The 17893-nt window shown below is 39.9% G+C and carries 19 protein-coding genes; 6 read left to right on the top strand and 13 right to left on the bottom strand.

Features of this window, described 5'->3' with window-relative positions; translation table 11 throughout:
- Window positions 1–198: 198 nt before the first annotated feature.
- The 6 genes from HXT43_RS02550 to HXT43_RS02525 all read left to right on the top strand — a co-directional run bounded on the left by HXT43_RS02550 (window position 199) and on the right by HXT43_RS02525 (window position 8039).
- Entirely contained in the window at window positions 199–1638 is a 1440-nt protein-coding gene (locus tag HXT43_RS02550; RefSeq protein ID WP_004106635.1) for a UTP--glucose-1-phosphate uridylyltransferase, read from the top strand.
- 292 nt (window positions 1639–1930) lie between these two features.
- Window positions 1931–3850: a helix-turn-helix transcriptional regulator gene (locus tag HXT43_RS02545; RefSeq protein ID WP_004106631.1), complete on the top strand. Its 1920-nt coding sequence runs from the start codon at window positions 1931–1933 to the stop codon at window positions 3848–3850.
- Window positions 3851–3852: 2 nt separating this feature from the next.
- Window positions 3853–4194, top strand: coding sequence for a hypothetical protein (locus HXT43_RS02540; protein ID WP_032842489.1), 342 nt, complete (start codon window positions 3853–3855; stop codon window positions 4192–4194).
- Window positions 4195–4221: 27 nt separating this feature from the next.
- Window positions 4222–6855, top strand: a complete 2634-nt coding sequence (locus HXT43_RS02535) for a DEAD/DEAH box helicase (RefSeq protein WP_004106627.1) — start codon at window positions 4222–4224, stop codon at window positions 6853–6855.
- 109 nt (window positions 6856–6964) lie between these two features.
- The gene (locus HXT43_RS02530) at window positions 6965–7312 is read left to right on the top strand and encodes an RNA polymerase-binding protein RbpA (RefSeq protein ID WP_004106625.1); all 348 of its coding nucleotides are present in this window, start codon (window positions 6965–6967) and stop codon (window positions 7310–7312) included.
- Complete coding sequence (locus HXT43_RS02525; protein ID WP_050397231.1) at window positions 7305–8039, top strand: HAD hydrolase-like protein; 735 nt, start codon at window positions 7305–7307, stop codon at window positions 8037–8039. The genes HXT43_RS02530 and HXT43_RS02525 overlap by 8 nt, the downstream gene beginning before the upstream one ends.
- Before the next feature lie 256 nt (window positions 8040–8295).
- Here HXT43_RS02525 and HXT43_RS02520 read toward each other — a convergent pair whose 3' ends face one another.
- The 13 genes from HXT43_RS02520 to tsf all read right to left on the bottom strand — a co-directional run bounded on the left by HXT43_RS02520 (window position 8296) and on the right by tsf (window position 17819).
- Window positions 8296–8565: a hypothetical protein gene (locus tag HXT43_RS02520; protein WP_234025950.1), complete on the bottom strand. Its 270-nt coding sequence runs from the start codon at window positions 8563–8565 to the stop codon at window positions 8296–8298.
- Window positions 8566–8683: 118 nt separating this feature from the next.
- Complete coding sequence (locus HXT43_RS02515; RefSeq protein WP_004106620.1) at window positions 8684–9289, bottom strand: MerR family transcriptional regulator; 606 nt, start codon at window positions 9287–9289, stop codon at window positions 8684–8686.
- Window positions 9267–9707 (bottom strand): FHA domain-containing protein, encoded by a 441-nt coding sequence (locus HXT43_RS02510; RefSeq protein WP_004106618.1) that lies wholly within the window; start codon window positions 9705–9707, stop codon window positions 9267–9269. The genes HXT43_RS02515 and HXT43_RS02510 overlap by 23 nt, the downstream gene beginning before the upstream one ends.
- A gap of 18 nt (window positions 9708–9725) precedes the next feature.
- Window positions 9726–10562, bottom strand: a complete 837-nt coding sequence (locus HXT43_RS02505) for a DUF881 domain-containing protein (protein ID WP_004106616.1) — start codon at window positions 10560–10562, stop codon at window positions 9726–9728.
- 3 nt (window positions 10563–10565) lie between these two features.
- Window positions 10566–10898: a small basic family protein gene (locus HXT43_RS02500; protein ID WP_004106615.1), complete on the bottom strand. Its 333-nt coding sequence runs from the start codon at window positions 10896–10898 to the stop codon at window positions 10566–10568.
- A gap of 2 nt (window positions 10899–10900) precedes the next feature.
- Window positions 10901–11950 carry a DUF881 domain-containing protein gene (locus tag HXT43_RS02495; RefSeq protein WP_004106613.1) on the bottom strand — a complete coding sequence of 350 codons (1050 nt, stop codon included), beginning with the start codon at window positions 11948–11950 and terminating at the stop codon, window positions 10901–10903.
- A 19-nt stretch (window positions 11951–11969) separates the two neighbouring features.
- Window positions 11970–12575, bottom strand: a complete 606-nt coding sequence (locus HXT43_RS02490) for a CDP-alcohol phosphatidyltransferase family protein (protein ID WP_004574267.1) — start codon at window positions 12573–12575, stop codon at window positions 11970–11972.
- 123 nt (window positions 12576–12698) lie between these two features.
- Window positions 12699–13364, bottom strand: a complete 666-nt coding sequence (gene rpe, locus HXT43_RS02485) for a ribulose-phosphate 3-epimerase (RefSeq protein ID WP_004106609.1) — start codon at window positions 13362–13364, stop codon at window positions 12699–12701.
- A gap of 79 nt (window positions 13365–13443) precedes the next feature.
- On the bottom strand, window positions 13444–14361 hold the full coding sequence (gene lgt, locus HXT43_RS02480; RefSeq protein ID WP_004106607.1) for a prolipoprotein diacylglyceryl transferase: 918 nt from the start codon (window positions 14359–14361) through the stop codon (window positions 13444–13446).
- Between the two features lie 42 nt (window positions 14362–14403).
- Entirely contained in the window at window positions 14404–15435 is a 1032-nt protein-coding gene (locus tag HXT43_RS02475; RefSeq protein WP_004106605.1) for a phosphatidate cytidylyltransferase, read from the bottom strand.
- Window positions 15436–15468: 33 nt separating this feature from the next.
- Window positions 15469–16023 (bottom strand): ribosome recycling factor, encoded by a 555-nt coding sequence (gene frr, locus HXT43_RS02470; RefSeq protein WP_004106603.1) that lies wholly within the window; start codon window positions 16021–16023, stop codon window positions 15469–15471.
- A gap of 19 nt (window positions 16024–16042) precedes the next feature.
- A complete protein-coding gene (gene pyrH, locus HXT43_RS02465) occupies window positions 16043–16792 on the bottom strand; it encodes a UMP kinase (RefSeq protein ID WP_004106602.1) in 750 nt (249 codons plus the stop codon).
- 175 nt (window positions 16793–16967) lie between these two features.
- On the bottom strand, window positions 16968–17819 hold the full coding sequence (tsf, locus tag HXT43_RS02460) for a translation elongation factor Ts (RefSeq protein WP_004106601.1): 852 nt from the start codon (window positions 17817–17819) through the stop codon (window positions 16968–16970).
- Window positions 17820–17893: the final 74 nt, after the last annotated feature.

Raw genomic sequence — 17893 nt, 5'->3', positions numbered from 1 at the left:
TAGTGGTGTTTAGTAGCAAATTTCTCATAAGCGCAGTCAGTATTTATTATTGGCTGCGCTTATTATTTTCTATCTTGCAATTTCTAACTTTGGTAGAATCATAATAGTATTTCAAAATAACCGTTAAAAGCAATATTTGCGCAGCGACGCACAAATCGCTAAACTATTAAGGTCACATGCATACGAGGAGGCTTTTACATGGATGACGCGTTTGAGTTGTCCGCTGCAAAGATGCGCGAACAAGGCATGAGCGAAATTGCTATTGAACAATTTAAACACTTATATAATGCTTGGAATTTAGATAAATCAGGGGATAAGCCTGCGGAGTTTATTCGCGAGAGCACGGTTGAGCCTATTAAAAGCGTTCCAACTTTCCACGAAATTTACGAAACTATTGATCACGACAAAGCTGTTAACGCATTCGCAAAAACTGCTTTTATTAAATTAAATGGCGGTTTGGGAACATCTATGGGCTTGTCTTGCGCAAAATCTTTACTACCAGTTCGTAGGCATAAAGCTCGCCAAATGCGCTTTATTGATATTATTATTGGACAAGTTCTTACAGCTCGTCAACGATTAGGAGTTAATCTTCCGCTTATTTTCATGAATTCTTTCCGCACGTCTCATGATACTTTGCAAGTACTAAAACGCAATCGCAAGTTTGTGCAAGACAATATTCCTGTAGAAATTATTCAACATCAAGAACCAAAATTAGTAGAGGAAACTGGAGAACCGGTTTCTCACAAGGAAGATCGATCTCTTGAATGGTGCCCTCCAGGTCACGGCGATATTTTTTCAACTCTGTGGGAATCTGATTTATTGCATACTCTTAAAGAAAATGGAATTGAGTATTTGTTTATTTCAAATTCTGACAATTTAGGTGCTAGACCGTCGCGCACTCTTGCTCAACATTTTGAAAATACTGGCGCACCTATCATGATTGAGGTTGCGAAGCGAACGCAAGCAGATCGTAAGGGCGGTCACATTGTTAGGGACGCGCAAACAGGAAGACTAATACTACGAGAAATGACACAGGTTCATCCTGAGGATCGTAGAAGCGCACAAAGCATTAAAAAACATCCATACTTCAACACAAATAATATTTGGGTTCGTGTAGATGCTCTAGAAAAAAAGTTAAAAGAGCACAAAGGAATTTTGCCTTTGCCTGTTATTTTTAATCACAAAACTGTTGACCCAACTGACGAAAGCAGCACACCAGTAGTGCAATTAGAAACAGCAATGGGCGCAATAGCTTCACTTTTTGATGACGCAATTTGCGTAGAAGTTGATCGCATGCGTTTCTTGCCTGTTAAAACAACCAATGACTTATTTATTATGCGATCAGATAGATTCCATCTTACTGATTCATATGAAATGGAAGATGGTAACTATATATTTCCTGATATTGATTTGGATCCACGTTATTACAAAAACATCAATGATTTCAACGAAAGATTCCCATATTCTGTTCCAGCTTTAGCTGCTGCAAAATCAGTAACTATTAGAGGGGATTGGACATTTGGAAATCAAGTTTCAATGTTTGCTGACGCTGTTTTAGAAGATACAGGAGAACCAAGTTATGTGCCGAACGGAGAATTCGTGGGACCGCAAGGAATTGAACCAGACTCTTGGGTTTAAAGCAGATTTCTTGCAAATATGCGATTTTTATTGATAGTAAATAAAATTATCTATAAAAAAGTTATATGGCGTGTCGCGAAAAAATGGCGTATTTTCAACGTTGTTGATGTTCGTGTGAATAAAAAATACATAATTATTAGAAGTTTTTTAAAAAATGTCCACACGTACCGCAAAACACCATTAAAATAGAAAAGGTGTGCGCAGTATTGCAACACAAGTTTTGCTGCATTTCGTAGTCGCTTGTATGCAAGGCGCATAAGTAAATTGATACAAACATGATACGTGAGGACTAATGGTAGAAGGAAGCAACGGAAGGCGACGTTTTTCCGACAAATGGGGCAAACACGAGTTAGATGTACTCGCTGTATTGTCTTCCGCATTCCCGCAATGGCTGACTTCGCGTCAAATTGCACAGCGCGTAAAGGCATATGCAGATTCGTACGGTGAGCTTGCAGATCAAGCAGCTAAAGCAGCATTCGCAAAACAATTCCAGCGAGATCGCGCAAAGCTTGCTGCTATGGGTATTGCAATCGAATCTAGGCAGCCAGAATATTCTTCAAAGTCCGAAGGTCAAGACTTTGCGTCTTATCGTTTGCAATTAGGCGATGAACCTCGCGTACGTTTACGCTTCGACCAATCTGAATTACCAGTTTTAGCTGCAGCAAATTATCTTGCTCGTTCAATGTCTATTTCTTCTCTTGATTCAGGTCAACACGAGCAACAGCGCACTTCTCGCACTGCTCCTAGAGTTCCACAAACTCCTATTCCTGGCTTAGGCTTAGATTCAATCGCACCTGGTCTTGGAACACAAATGCTACCTGATTCATTGGTAAAAGTTATTGATTCTCGCAGATTTGCCGCAACTGTGGATGTCGATGGTGAACATTTAAACGTTGCTTATACTGATGCTGACGACTTAGCGATGTTTGTGCTAGAACATCCTGGATCTAGCGTAGTAAGCCCTCAAGAAGCAGTTGATGCTTTCCATCGCCGTTTGCACGCAGCAGTTAATTTTGCTCAATGTGACGAAAATGAGCAAAAAGATGAAGAAGATGCTATACAAGAAGCGCAAAATATTGAAGAACAAAATAGCGACACTGATAAATCGCATACCAAAAAAGGCTCTTCATTCCAAACTGGAAGTGAAGTAGATCGTAGGCTTCGATTGATGCTTTTCTTGTCTGCTCATCTTGGAGAGGAATTCCCATTAGACGAGCTTGCTGAGCGTTTTATTGGTAGACCAAAAAGCGATGATGAACTTCGTCGATTTGTTACAATTCTTCACAAGGATATAAATACTCTTACTACTGTTTCTGACGATGGGGAAATGGCCGGAAGCCAATTCTTTGATATAGATTGGACTCTTCTTGAGAACGAGGGAATTGTTTCTGCTACTAACTCTTTAGGATTGGAAAGACTTGCTGGAATTTCGCAGCAATATTTGAGCATGCTTACTGCGTCTGCTAATTATTTGGCACATTCCTTGCTTTTGCCTATTGAGCAGCGCACACAAGCTGAATCCTTGTATAAACGTCTTCGCCGTCATGTTCTTCCTGGTCAAACTCCATGGCTGAGTTTAACAGGTTACGAAATTGAGCCTCGAAATTGTTCTATTGTTCGCAGTGCTATTAACTCTGGATCTTTGCTAGATATGGAATACACTGACGGGGCAGGACGTATTCGCCGCAAGATTGTTGCACCGTCGAAGATTTACGTTGATGAAGGCGTTTACTATGTTGCAGTGTGGACTGATGTAGAGCAGCAAACACCAGAAGATAAACGTGAATTTGTTGCTAAAGATACGACAATTAATAAAGCGAATGGATTGCCTCGCATTTGGCAAGTTCTTCGCGTAGCACGTATTGAACGTGCAGAAGTTGTAGAGCCTGTATCTCAAGTTGAAATTCCAGATGTGCCAGTTAGTGAACTTCGTAAATGGTGCTTTGATAACGGAACTGAAACTTGCTTTATTACCGATGAAACAGAATTGAACTTTTTGAAGAATCTTTCTGGAGCCACTATGGAAACTTGTGGCAGCGGAGTAAAAGTCCATCTTACTGTTTCTTCTGATTCATGGTTCGTTGCTTTTTGCATTGCTCACGCACGTCATATTACAGCTGTTGCTCCTGAAACATTGCGCAGTATGATTATTGCTCGCGCTCAACGTGAATTAAGCGTTAATCACGCTGATAATGCGAATACAGAGGAATAACAATGCCTTGGTGGATTTGGCTACTCATAACAGTTTTTATGCTGCTCATGGTAGCGCTAGGAGTTGCTATTGTCGTTTTAAGCGCAATAAAAATAGCTAGGGTCTGCTTTGGCATTTCCGAAGACGTTTCTTCTAGATTTGAACGTTTGCATGAACCAAATAAAGAAGATAATGAAAATCCTCGAGATCCATTATTTACACTTCCTATTAAAGATGCAACGAATCGATATGAGCGAACGCACGCAAAAGTTATTGAGCGTCATCAAAAAATTCGCGAAAATCACCGTAAAATATGGCAGCATTGGGATAAAAAATCTCTTCGCGAAGAAGACATTCAGCTATAGCATATAAGAAAGCGACTAATACTTTTTATGTCTCATTTATCACATAAAAAAGACTGCAAAAATAAATCAAGCAATCCAACTGACTGCAATGAGAATGATGTAGTATTATCTCCTTCACAACGTTTCGCAGCTTTTAAAAATACAATGAAGCACGAGCGTTCAATGGCATCTAAATTTGAGCGTTCTTTGTCTTTTGAACTTGATGATTTTCAACTTGAAGCTATTGATGCACTAGAAAATGGCAATAATGTTTTAGTTGCTGCTCCTACTGGAGCTGGTAAAACTGTTGTTGCGGATTTTGCTGTATTTCTTGCGCAAAATCGTAATGTAAAAGCTTTTTACACAACGCCTATTAAAGCTTTAAGTAATCAAAAATATCACGATTTCTGCGAACAGTACGGCTCAGACAGAGTAGGGTTATTAACTGGCGATACTTCTGTAAATCCTGAAGCAGACATTGTTGTAATGACTACTGAAGTTTTAAGAAATATGCTTTACGAGCATTCGATTACGTTGCAATCTTTAGGGTTTGTCGTTCTTGACGAAATTCATTATCTTGCAGATAAATTCCGCGGAGCTGTGTGGGAAGAAGTTATTATTCACCTTCCAAAATCGGTGAAAATTATTGGGTTGTCTGCAACTGTTTCAAATGTTGAAGATTTTTCTGCATGGCTAGAATCAGTGCGTGGAGAAACTCATTTGGTTGTCGACGAACACAGACCTGTGCCTTTAGAAAGACATGTTGTTATTCAAGAGGATTCTGCAACTGAGCCTGAGTTACTCGATTTGTACGACCATGACAATAATGGAAACGTAACTAAGCGCGTTAACCCTGCATTGACTAGGAAACTTAATGAATTTGAGTACCGCGCTCGTCGCCGTAAAGAATCTTACAGCGATAGCAAATACCGTTACAGAAAAGGTAAGAAGCACAGTGCTAACGGGGGAGTTGCACAGTTAGATAAATGCGCGAAACGACATACTCCTCGTCGCTGGGCTGTTATTGACGAATTAGATTACCTAGGAATGCTGCCAGGAATTTATTTTATATTCTCTCGTTCCGGTTGCGATCAAGCTGTTCAACAATGTTTAAACGCAGGATTAATACTTACATCTGATGAAGAAATGTACGAAATCCGTAAAATTGTTGACAGTATGGTTGCAAATCAACTTTCTAAAGAAGATTTACACGCTTTAAGCTTTGAGCGTTTTCGTTTTGCTCTCGAACAAGGATTTGCAGCACATCATGCAGGTATGATTGCGTTATTCCGTCACATTGTTGAAACGCTATTTGAACGCGGACTTATTAAAGTTGTTTTTGCAACAGAAACACTTGCTTTAGGCTTAAATATGCCAGCTCGAAGCGTTGTTGTAGAAAAGCTAGTAAAATTTGACGGTACTGGGCATGTACCTCTTACACCTGGAGAATTTACGCAACTTACAGGTCGTGCTGGAAGACGTGGAATTGACGATATTGGTTACGCAATTCTTGTAGATCATGCTGATTTTGTTCCTCAACAGGCTGCAGCGCTTTCTAGTAAACGCGTATACCCACTACATTCCAGCTTCGTTCCTACGTTTAATATGGCAGTTAATTTGCTGAACTCAAGCGATGCAGATACTGCTCGAACAACACTAGATCGTTCTTTTGCTCAATGGGAAGCTAATGCTTCTGCTGAACGTTTACATAATCGCATGAACGAACTTGAAACAGCTCTTAAAGGCTATGAAGAAGCATTCCACTGCGAACATGGGGATTTTGCTGAATTCTTACAATTACGTATGAAGCTTAAAGAAGCTCAACACGATCAACGCCGTAAACTGAAACATACTTTATTCCACACAGATGCAGAACGCACAGCAGCGTTTAAAGCGCTGGATGATGTTATTGCAAATCTTAGAGAAGCTGAGCGAACGCATCCGTGTGCAGGTTGTGCAGATATTCAACAACATTTGCGTTGGGGCTACCATTGGATTAGAGAACATAAGGAACTTGATCAAGTACGTGAACGCTACGAATCTCGTACTGGTTCTGTTGCTAGAACTTTTGACCATATTTGTGACGTATTGTACAGTTTGGATTATTTACAATCTGAAGATTCTTCACAAAACCAAATTTTGCACCTTACTGAGCGCGGTCAATTGTTAAGAAGGTTGTATAACGAACTAGACATTGTATTTGCTGAAGCTATTTGCGAAGGAATTTTTAATAATCTTTCACCGCTTGAATTATTATCGTGCTTGTCTGCATTAGTTTATGAATCTAGAGGACCTGCAGGGGGAGAACCTAGACGATATCCAGGCGGCAAGGATGGCGCGATATTTAATACAGTATTGCGAATGAAAGAATTATTTATGCGTACTAGCGCATTATGCGCAGACGCTCATTTGCCAGCGTTAAGACCGCTTGAATTTGGTGCTGTAGATATTATGTATGATTGGGCTAATGGTGCTGATCTAGCTGAAATTTTGCGCAATACCGACAGCACTGGAGGAGATTTCGTGCGTCAAGCTAAACGTCTTATTGATTTACTTACTCAACTTTTCGCAGCAGGAGAATATTTACAATCTATAGATGGCGTAGATAAAAATCTTTCTTCGTGCGCTTATGAAGCTGCAAAACTATTAAACCGTGGAGTTGTTGCATACTCAGATGTATAAGTATGAGCATATACAAATAAAACGCATGTATTTTGTATATATAAATCGTTTTTATATATATAGTCCGTGCAATTCGGTAATTTTATAAAGTACTACACAAGGAGATACTATGGCAGAACGCAGTTTACGCGGTATGAGCATTGGTGCGAAATCATTAGAATCTGACGATAATGTAGATTTCGCGGCACGAAATGATGTTGTGTATGTGTGCCCAAAGGGACATCGCACGATTCTTCCTTTTGCTCAAGGCGCAGAAATTCCTGAAGAGTGGGAATGCCGCTGCGGCACGATTGCACATCGCGAAGGCGACGATGATCGTCCAGATGATGATTTCAACAAGCCTTCTAGAACGCATTGGGATATGCTGCTTGAACGTCGTAGTGAAGAAGAATTAAAAACTTTACTAGACAAACGTCTAAAAATGCATCATGAGGGCTGGATTCCTGACTATGAGTGAATTCTCGGTGACTTCAGGATGCACTAGTCGTCGCATTATTCTGCTTGATCTTGATGGCACATTAACAAAGTCAGATGCTGGTATTATTACTTGCGCAAAGCTTGCATTGAAAGAATTGAAACAGTCTATTCCGGACGATGCTGAAATGCATCGTTTTATAGGTCCTTCAATTTTAGAATCTCTTCAACGCAATAATGTGCCTGAATCGCTGCTAGCAAAGGGACTTGCTACGTATCGCAAGTATTATTCTGAAGTAGCAACTTTTGATGATCCAAATAATCCTGGTAAAAAGATTCCAGGATGCCTACTTAACAAAGTATACGATGGAATACTTGAGCAACTCACAAAACTTCGTGAAGCTGGATATTATTTAGCAACCGCATCTTGCAAGCCAGAATATCAAGTAAAGCCTATTTGCGATTATTTTGGTTTAACGAAGTATCTTGACGGAATTTATGGCGCTAGCAAAGATATGTCGCGCATTAGCAAAACTCAAGTTATTCGTTATGTTTTTGATGAGATTGATTACAATCCAGAAAAAGGCGACAGAGCTTTGATGGTTGGAGACCGCTGGACTGATGCCGACGGAGCAAAAGATTGCGGCTTGGATTGCTTGGGATGCGCTTGGGGCTATGCTGAGCCTGGCGAGCTTGAAGCACACGGATCTTACAGAATTATTGGTAGCGTAAGCGAATTAAGCACTGCAATTTGCGAATATTTCGCTTAATCTAATCAGAATTTTTGTCGTAACGGCTTTTTCTTTACACCCTCGTAAAGTTTCGGTCGTTTTTTGGCGGGAAAACGGCTTTTTCTTTACATACATGCACAGTTTCTGTCGGTTGAGCTTATTATTTGACTAGATTTACTTGATATTTATCCGATAATGTACGTTATGTCAAATTAGAGATAAACAATCAAACACAACCAACAAAATCTCAACTACTATCAAATAATATCCCTATTGATACTTCTTACTAAATAATCTAAGACTTGCAGCTTCGGTACGCACAAAATAGCATTGCAAAAATATTGACAAAAATAAGCGCGATAATAATCACATATGACGCAATCAGCGTTGATCTCATTAATAACCAATAATCATCGCGAACAAATCCAAAATCGCGAACAATATGCAAAAGCATGTACGCAAGCATTGCGCAAGGAAGCCCACAACAATGCGTAATAACAATACTCCAAGGCATTAAACCAATAGAATTTCTCTTATTACTATTGCTAATACTATTTGCCTTCAAATAAGCATTTTTTCGAAATTTTACTAAAAAACGCACGCAAGCAAATAAACTATAGAAAAACAATGATACTGAAGCAAACCAGCAAATAACAGCGATAATAACAACTACAAACATGCCATTATCCCCACGTTTCCTGAACAAGACTCCATGAGTTTGAAGATGTATGAGAAGTAGGTTTTGAATAAGATTTGCGAGTAGACTTACTACTTTTTTCTTCAACTTGCGTAGCATCAACAGAATTTTCAGAAGATAAGTCCTCTTCAACTCTAGAAACAATGCGGCCAACAGCAATAGCAAATACTGCTAAACCAGAAGCAAGCATACTACGCATATTATCTTGATTCTCATCGCACTCTTGAACAGATTGACCATCACAAATAATAGTCATATTTCTCAAACGCTCTTCTGAGTATCGATTAAGAAAAATAATAGCCGTAGTAACATTAACTAAATTAACGCCAGCATCAAGCAGCCTTTTAGCTACAGCCATAATCGCAATATCCTTAAAAGAATACAAACGACGAGAACCAGAACCACTAGATGCATGAATTGAAGGCTCTATAATGCTTTTACGAGCCCAATAATCGAGTTGCCGGTAAGTAATACCGGCAACCTTCATAGCGACACTACCACGGTATCCTGAAGCGTGATCAGCAGACAGAGAAAAATTAAAAAGCTCCCCCTGTACTGCGTTAATCACATTATCGGACTGTGACTGCGTCATGTGCGAAAAATACCAGTCTGAATTTGCCAATCATAATTTCATCGCCATTATGCAGCACTGATTCATCAACACGTTCACGATTTACATACGTACCATTTAGACTTCCAGAATCTGAAATGCTAAACACGCCATTATGGCGCTTAAACACTGCATGAGCACGCGAAACAGTAGAATCATCTAACAAAATATCAGCATGCGAATCGCGCCCAACTGTTACTAAGTCTTCATCGAGAAGATAGCGAGAACCAGACACTGCTCCCCTAGTTGAAATCAACAACGCAGTACCAGGACGTAGTTTCGCTATAGTATCAAAATCATCCTGCTGCATAGGACGATCTGAAGTTGTATTCATTGGAATATGAATAGCTGGCATACCAATAATAGTGGTTTCGCCAGCTGTAGGAATCGGTTCAGTCATACTTGCTATTCTACCTTGTTACTCGACTGGTTTTGCATATTCGTACTGTTTTGGTTCGCGTGTCGAAGTAATTTCTACCTCATCAGGCACTGAAACCATTACAGAAGAACCAAATTTAATTTTTAAACGCGACCCAACACCGCCTGCAATATTAACAGCATTTTGCAAATTCTGAGGGTCACCAATTGCTTTCACAATATAAGGAGGATCAATCATAATATTGTCACATATAAGACCATGCTTAGTTTGTGAAATATAGCTTGAAGTAACTATTCTCACATCGTTAATAGACATAACTTCTACGCCAGCATTTCGCAATTCCTCTATTAGCTGAAACATCGTAGCAGCATCAATATTCTCTTTTTCACCTGCAGTAATGTGAACTACAATACCTTTACCTACTGCCGGCAGACGTCCAGAAATAAGACCATTTGCTTGAGCATTCTGCTGAGCAATACGACGAGCTTCATCTTGTTTATCTACTGCTTCGCGCAACGAATTAAGCTGACCTGTTAATTCACTTTTTCGGCTTTCCAAACTCTGAATTTGAGAATGAGTTTCTGTAATAAGACGTGTCAACTCCTCTTCGCTCATTGTTTCATACAAAAGTGAGTTACTACGATTAACTTGAATCATGTACGCAAAACCTAATAAAGCGCAGAGCAACATCATTAAAAAGCCCGTAAATATACGCGCCCGCGTCACATGACCACTTAGTGAAGATTTTACTTTACGATGAACTGCTGGGAAAGATCCAGTTTGAGTTTCATCACTTTCACGATCATGCGCTTTTTGACGACGCATTTTATGAAGAATATCATCACCTTGTGGAGAATGAGAAAACATTGAAACCATATGCTAACTCCTGAAGATGAAACGACGAATTGCAGAAACGTTAGAGAAAATACGAATTCCTAAAACAACGATAACTGCAGTTTGTAATTGTGCACCTACACCAAGCTGATTTCCAAGTAAAACAAGCAACGTAGCTGCTATAACGTTTGAGAAGAATGAAATAACAAAAACTTTATCCGAAAAGTTTCTCTCAAAATATGCACGTGCGGCACCAAGCAACGCATCTAGTGCTGCAACGACCATAATAGGTAAATAAGGCTGAATGACAATAGGAATATCTGGATGAACAACAACTCCAATTAATACTCCCAAAATTAATCCAAAAATCGCTGCCATGCTTATCTCCTAATTCTCTCGTTGGCAAAACTGATATCGCCTGTGTTTGCTGCGCTGAGTCGTATAACTCTCGAAGGTGAAACCTGTGGATTAATGCCTGCATTAGCTAAAGATGCGTACCATTTCATGCGTTTCATATCATTACACTGTTTAATTAAATCATCAGAATCGCCAATAACTTCAATAACATATGGACTTTGAGTTTGATTAACTCCAATAAGAATAGTTTGACCAGCAACACGAATAGAAGTTTGTGCTCCAAGTCTATGCCCATTAACAGAAATAGCTTCAGCGCCTGCTTTCCACAATAATGATACAAATTGTTGAATATCGCGATCTGTAACTAATCGCATTCTTGCGCCATTACTCTCGCGAGGCAAAGAACCGCTATTCACATCGCTCGAAGCAGAAATAGGATTAGCAATAGTTACAGTAATCCCAGAACCTTCTACAGCATGAGTGCCATTAACCATATCATCTGATTTACTAACTTCATCCTCTTCAGGCGTAGTAATTTTTTGCGACTCATGATCTACGTTATTTCTCAATAACGTTACTTCTTCTACAAGCTTATCGAAACGAGACGTATAACCTGACAACTCATTAGCTAATGAAGAACGTATTGCTTTTCTAGGATCAGTGTGTAACTTACGAACAAACTGACTCCCAACAGTACCGATAGAAACACACAATAAAAATACTATAGCTCTAGTGAACCACAGATTAAACGGTTTAACAGGTTGTTTACTTAATCTTGCATCCATAAACATTGGATCAACCGGACGATTAGTTAAATCATCAATAAGACGCAAAGCATAATCGTCAATATAACGTCTACGATCATGATTGTGAGCAAAACCACTGGGAGACATTACAACATGATGCGTTGAAATACCAGTAAATGAGTGCGAGAATAATGCTCTACGTCTAGTTAACAACATTCCATCAGGAGCAGCAAAAGACATTGGCATAGTGCTTTTATGAGACGTATGTTTTACATCTAAATCTTTGATACTATCTTTTAAACTAACAAATTCATCTTGCTTAGTCATATGTGCGTACACGCCTTATTTAGTTTTTTCTTGACTTAGCAAGTAACAAATAAGCTTGCATATAGTAAAGCAAGCCAGCATACCAATATAGAGCAATACCCCACACTCCACATGCAAGTGCAGCAGCATAAAGCAGGAACATAGACTCAGTAGCTACAGCATAAACAATCATTAAAGAAACGATTGAAAGCATAAGAAGCGCTGTACCAGCTTTACCTACGAAGTTAACAGGCAAAGGACCATAATCTCTTTGCGCAAGTACTATTACAAGTACAGCCATAATAGCATCACGCAATACTACTAATAAAAGTGCCCACCAAGGGATAATCATTGCAACAGCTAAAGCTAACGTACTGCAAAAAATCAATAGACGATCAGCTATAGGATCAAGGATTTGACCCAACTTACTAACTTGATTCAAAGTACGAGCAATATAACCATCAAGACAATCAGAAAACGCAGATATTGCTAAAACAATAAGAGCAAAAGTCATCTGATGCTGTGTAATAAGCCAAGCAATATAAGGAATTGAACATATGCGCAAAAAACTGATTAGATTAGGTATTGTCAAAACTCGATTCATTGCTTCAGGACTATATTCCTGATTAATAACGAACTTAGTCATAATATCTTCCTCATACGAAATCACTCAATTAATCAGCATATATTCGCATCAAAAAAACTCGCTTGTTGTGCAATACTTAACATGTTGGGGACATATTTCATGTCCCCAACATACATCTAATATTTATTCGCGCCAAGCAGCCTTTGCAGTATTACGAATAGCTTCAATCGCTTCTCTAGGACTTTCTGCTCCATAAACTGCAGAACCTGCAACAAGCACATCAGCACCAGCTTCAGCAACTATTGCTGCAGTCGAAGGGCTAACTCCTCCATCAACCTGAATATGAGTATTAAGACCACGACGAGTAATTTCGTCGCGTAAACGGCGAACCTTATTCATTTGATTAGCTAAGAACTTCTGTCCACCGAAACCAGGCTCAACAGTCATAATAAGAACCATATCGAATTCATCAAGAATATCGAAAATAGGTTCAACTGGTTCCGCAGGGCGCACAGCAAAGCAAGCTTTACAACCCATATCGCGAAGCTGACGAGCTAATCTCACTGGAGCATGAGTAGCACCCATATGGAAACTCACAGAAGCAGCTCCAAGCTTAGCGTATTCTGGAGCCCAACGATCTGGATCCTCAATCATCAAATGTACGTCAACTGGAAGTTTAGTAACCTCACAAATTCGCTTAACAATTGGTTCACCTAAAGTCAAGTTAGGTACAAAGTGATGATCCATTACATCGACATGAACAAGATCCGCATTAGATATTGCATCAAGGTCACGCTCAAGATTGCAAAAATCTGCGGAAAGAATGCTAGGTGCTATTTGTATATTCATGTGTACTATTCTAGAAAATGCAAGCGACTAGTTTTATAAAAACAAAATTTTTAAAATTGCTTTTTCAAATACTTGAATCTTATTTACTAGAAGTATTCTGAGACTCACGTTCTCTTTCGTCTGAAGTTATATCTATAAGTCGTTCAACAAGAGAATCACGAGTACTAGCACTCTTTTGCAGCAAAGCAAAAACAATAGTTGCACAAATAAATACGATAATAGAAACCCAAACATTAATGCGAACACCTAAGAAAACATGTGAAAAATCAATTCGCAATGCCTCAATCCATACTCGTCCGATTGTGTACCACATAACATAAAGTGCGAATACGGAACCGGCTTTTAACTTCTTAGCTATAACTTTGCCAAAATAAATAAGCAATGCAGCACCGATGAAATTCCAAATCATCTCGTACAAAAATGTTGGATGAAATAATGTGCCTTCTGGGCACGTTAACCCATCATAACATCTTTCACTATGACCTATTGCTTGTGTGGTATCATAATTTAACTTCAAACCCCATGGCAAGTTAGTAGGAGCTCCGTAAAGTTCTTGATTAAACCAATTCCCCAATCTTCCTATACCTTGAGCAATAAGCACTGCAGGAGCTGCACAATCAGCTAGTAATCCAATAGGATATTTACGATACTTGCATAACACACAAGCAGCCAATGCGCCTAAGAATATGCCGCCCCAAATTCCTAGACCACCATTCCAAATTCTAAAAATTTCTAAAAAATCACCATTAGAGCCAAAAAACTTTTCTGGAGTTGTAATAACGTGATACAAACGCGCGCCAATTATTCCAGCAGGAAGACTGACTAAAACAAGATCAAGTATCTGGTTAAAATCTCCTCCAAGACGCTTCCATCGACGCGTAGTAATCCACATTGCAACCAAAATACCGGCAAGAATACTAAGAGCGTAAAACTTTATGTTTACAAAGCCAAGAGAAAATTGCGAAATACTTGGCGACGGGATAAAACAGACTGTCATGGCGTCGATATTAGTCTAAGCCCACGATTGCGACAGATAAATTCAGAAATGAGCAAGTTGCAAAAGCACAAGCAGCACAGGACCGCACAGCAAAATAGAATCTACTCGGTCAAGAACACCACCATGACCTTTTAGCAAATGCCCCATGTCTTTAATACCAATATCTCTTTTAAGCATAGAAGCACACAAGTCACCGAATGTGCCAATGATTCCAGAAGAAATACCCATGACTAATGGCATCCACCAGAAATTGAACCAAGAGGAACCATAAAAACCTGCAATAATTGCATATGCTCCTATAATTGCAAAAAGCATTGAGCCTATTAAGCCTTCTACAGACTTCTTAGGAGAGATTCGCGGAGAAAGCTTATGTTTGCCCAACCATGCACCAGCAAATAATCCGCCAGTGTCACTTAATGCAGGTAAAAATACCAAAAGCATAGCGTGAGCAACTGCGTATTTTGTATTTGTAAGAGCTAATACAATGCAAGAAGCTAAAAGTGGAATGTACAACACCACGAATAGCGAAACAGACGTATTCGTAAATAAAGTATGTTCGTATGATGAGCGGTTAGAACCATCGAGCTTTTTTTCTACAGCTTGCATCGTTCTATCTGAAATAGTACTGCTAAGAGTCGCACAAATTACTGTAAGAAGCAAAGATGCAGTAATTCCACTAGCCATAGCAACAGCATGCCATTTTGCATAGTATGTTGAAAAAATAGTTACAAGCGAACATATTGATAACGTTACGAAAGGAATACGCAAACCGAGAGTTGCAAAATCAACATGTAATTCCCACAATGCCAGAACCATAAAAATGGCCATAAGCACTATAAAGACATCAATGCTAATAATTAAGCAAGAAACAATTGCTACAACTAGTATTGCGGCAGTAGCAATTGCTTGAGGCATATTCCTGCCCGTGCGACGATTAATATCACTTAAAGTTTCATGGGTGCCATGTGTAGCAGTATCTGCTTTGTCAGAAGACAATCCTACTTCTAATGCAGCTTTTTCAGCATTTGCTTTACTGACTTCATTGGCAAAATTATGCTGTTTTATTTGACTCATACGGCACCCATTCAGTTTGAAACTACAAAAATCTCAGACTTCCATAATTTCTTTTTGCTTACCTTCAAGCAAAACGTCTAAAGAATCAGTAACTTGCTTAGTTACTTTATCAAGCTCTTTTTGTAAACGATCGCCTTCATCTTCGCCAAGTTCACCATCTTTAACAGACTTGTCAATAGATTCCTTAGCTTTGCGACGAATATTGCGAACTGCAACTTTGCCTTCTTCTGCTTTATTCTTAGCAAGCTTGACGTATTCCTTGCGACGCTCTTCCGTGAGCTCTGGCATAGTAACACGAATAACATTGCCATCACGATTAGGGCTTACACCTAAATCAGAATCGCGAATAGCCTTTTCAACAGCATTCGCTTGAGAAGCGTCAAAAGGCGTAACTGAAAGAGTTCTAGGCTCTGGAACACCAATAGATGCAACAGCTTTAATTGGAGTTGGAGCACCATAATAATCAACCATAATTCCGTTTAGCAAAGCAGGATTAGCACGACCGGTGCGAATACCCATAAAATTCTCTTTAGTAGCTTCAACAGACTTATTCATCTGTTCACGGGCTTGATCAATTATTGCTGACATGTGTTCTCCTTTATAATATTTAAGCAAATGTTGGCTCTGCATTAGACACTAATGTGCCAATAGATTCTCCAACAAGAGCACTAGTTACGTTACCTTCGCCCTCAAGACCAAACACACGAATTTTTTGATTATTATCGCGAGCCATAGAAAGCGCAGACGCATCCATAACAGCTAAACCATCAACGATAGCGCGATTGTAGTTTAATGTTAGGAACTTACGAGCAGTAGAATCTTTACGAGGATCAGCACTATATACGCCATCCACACCATTCTTGCCCATAAGAACTTCATCGCAATGAATTTCCAATGAACGTTGAATAGAAACAGTATCAGTAGAAAAATATGGCATTCCGGCACCAGCACCAAAAATAACCACACGACCCTTTTCAAGGTGACGAATTGCTTTCAACGGAATATAAGGTTCTGCAACCTGACCCATTGTAATAGCAGTTTGTACGCGAGTTGCTTGCCCCGCTTGCTCAAGAAAATCCTGAAGAGCCAAGCAGTTCATTACAGTGCCCAACATACCCATATAATCGCCACGGCTACGATCAATACCTGCTTGCTGCAGTTCTGCTCCCCTAAAGAAGTTACCGCCGCCGACAACAATAGCAACCTGAACGCCTTGATTCACTGCAGCTACTATTTCGCCAGCAATCCTACGAATAACATTAGTATCAATACCAACAGCGCCACCACCGAATGCTTCTCCAGAAAGCTTTAATAAAACCCTACGGGACTTTCCTTCATCCGTTTGTGCAATAGCCATACAGATTCCTCCAGTCATAACGGCGAATGAGGTATATCTTTGTCAGTTTATCTATCAATAACGACACTCAAAACGCACGTTAAGCTGGAAAATGAATATAAAAAATGGGTTGCGCACAACTTGTGCACGCAACCCTATATACAAGAACAAAAATAAATTCTTATATAATTAGTGCTTATTCAGCAGCACCTTTGCCAACCTCAACGCGAGCAAAGGCAAGAGCGGTGCCGCCAACTTCCTTGAACAAGTCACCAACGCTCTTGGATGGATCCTTAACGTATGCCTGCTCGAGAAGTACAGTTTCCTTGAAGAAAGCGTTCATACGTCCTTCAACAATCTTTGGAACAATCTTCTCTGGCTTGCCTTCAGCCAAGGACTTCTCGGTTGCAACGCGACGCTCAGATTCCAAAACTTCTTCTGGAACATCTTCGCGGCGAAGCCACTGCGCACCCATAGCGGAAATCTGCAAAGCAGCTTCGTGAGCAACCTTTGCACCAGCCTCGTCAGTAGCAATCATGGAAACGATGCTTGGAGGCAATTCCACAGACTTCTTGTGAGCATAAATCTCAACGTGTGGACCGCTTACCTTAGCAACCTGACCAACCTTGACGTGCTCGCCAAACAAAGCTGCTGCTTCTTCAACAGATTCCTTAACAGTTGCGCCATCAGCTGGTGCTGCAAGTACTTCTTCAGCAGTAGAAGCATTAGCTTCAACAGCATGGTCAAGAACAGTGTTTGAGAATTCCACAAACTTTGGTGTCTTTGCCACAAAGTCAGTTTCAGAATTCAACTCAACTGCGTAACCAGTTTCGCCTTCAGCAGACTTAACAACCTTAGAAGCGATGGTACCTTCCTGAGCCTTACGACCTTCACGCTTACCAGCTGCCTGAATACCCTTAGCGCGGATGATTTCCTTAGCGCGGGCAACGTCGCCTTCAGCTTCAGTAAGAGCCTTTTTAACGTCCATCATGCCGGCGCCGGTTTCTTCACGCACCTGCTTAATCAACGCTGCAGTAATTGCTGCCATTTTGTTCTCCTCGTATCAATATGATTCTTAAAAGCTGCAAAAAGCAAAATCAATTGGATTTTGCAGCTTCTAGA

This window comes from Gardnerella sp. DNF01195, assembly GCF_049244175.1.
In the GTDB taxonomy this organism is placed as follows: Bacteria; Actinomycetota; Actinomycetes; order Actinomycetales; family Bifidobacteriaceae; genus Bifidobacterium; species Bifidobacterium leopoldii.
This window is presented reverse-complemented; position numbering and strand designations above follow the sequence as displayed.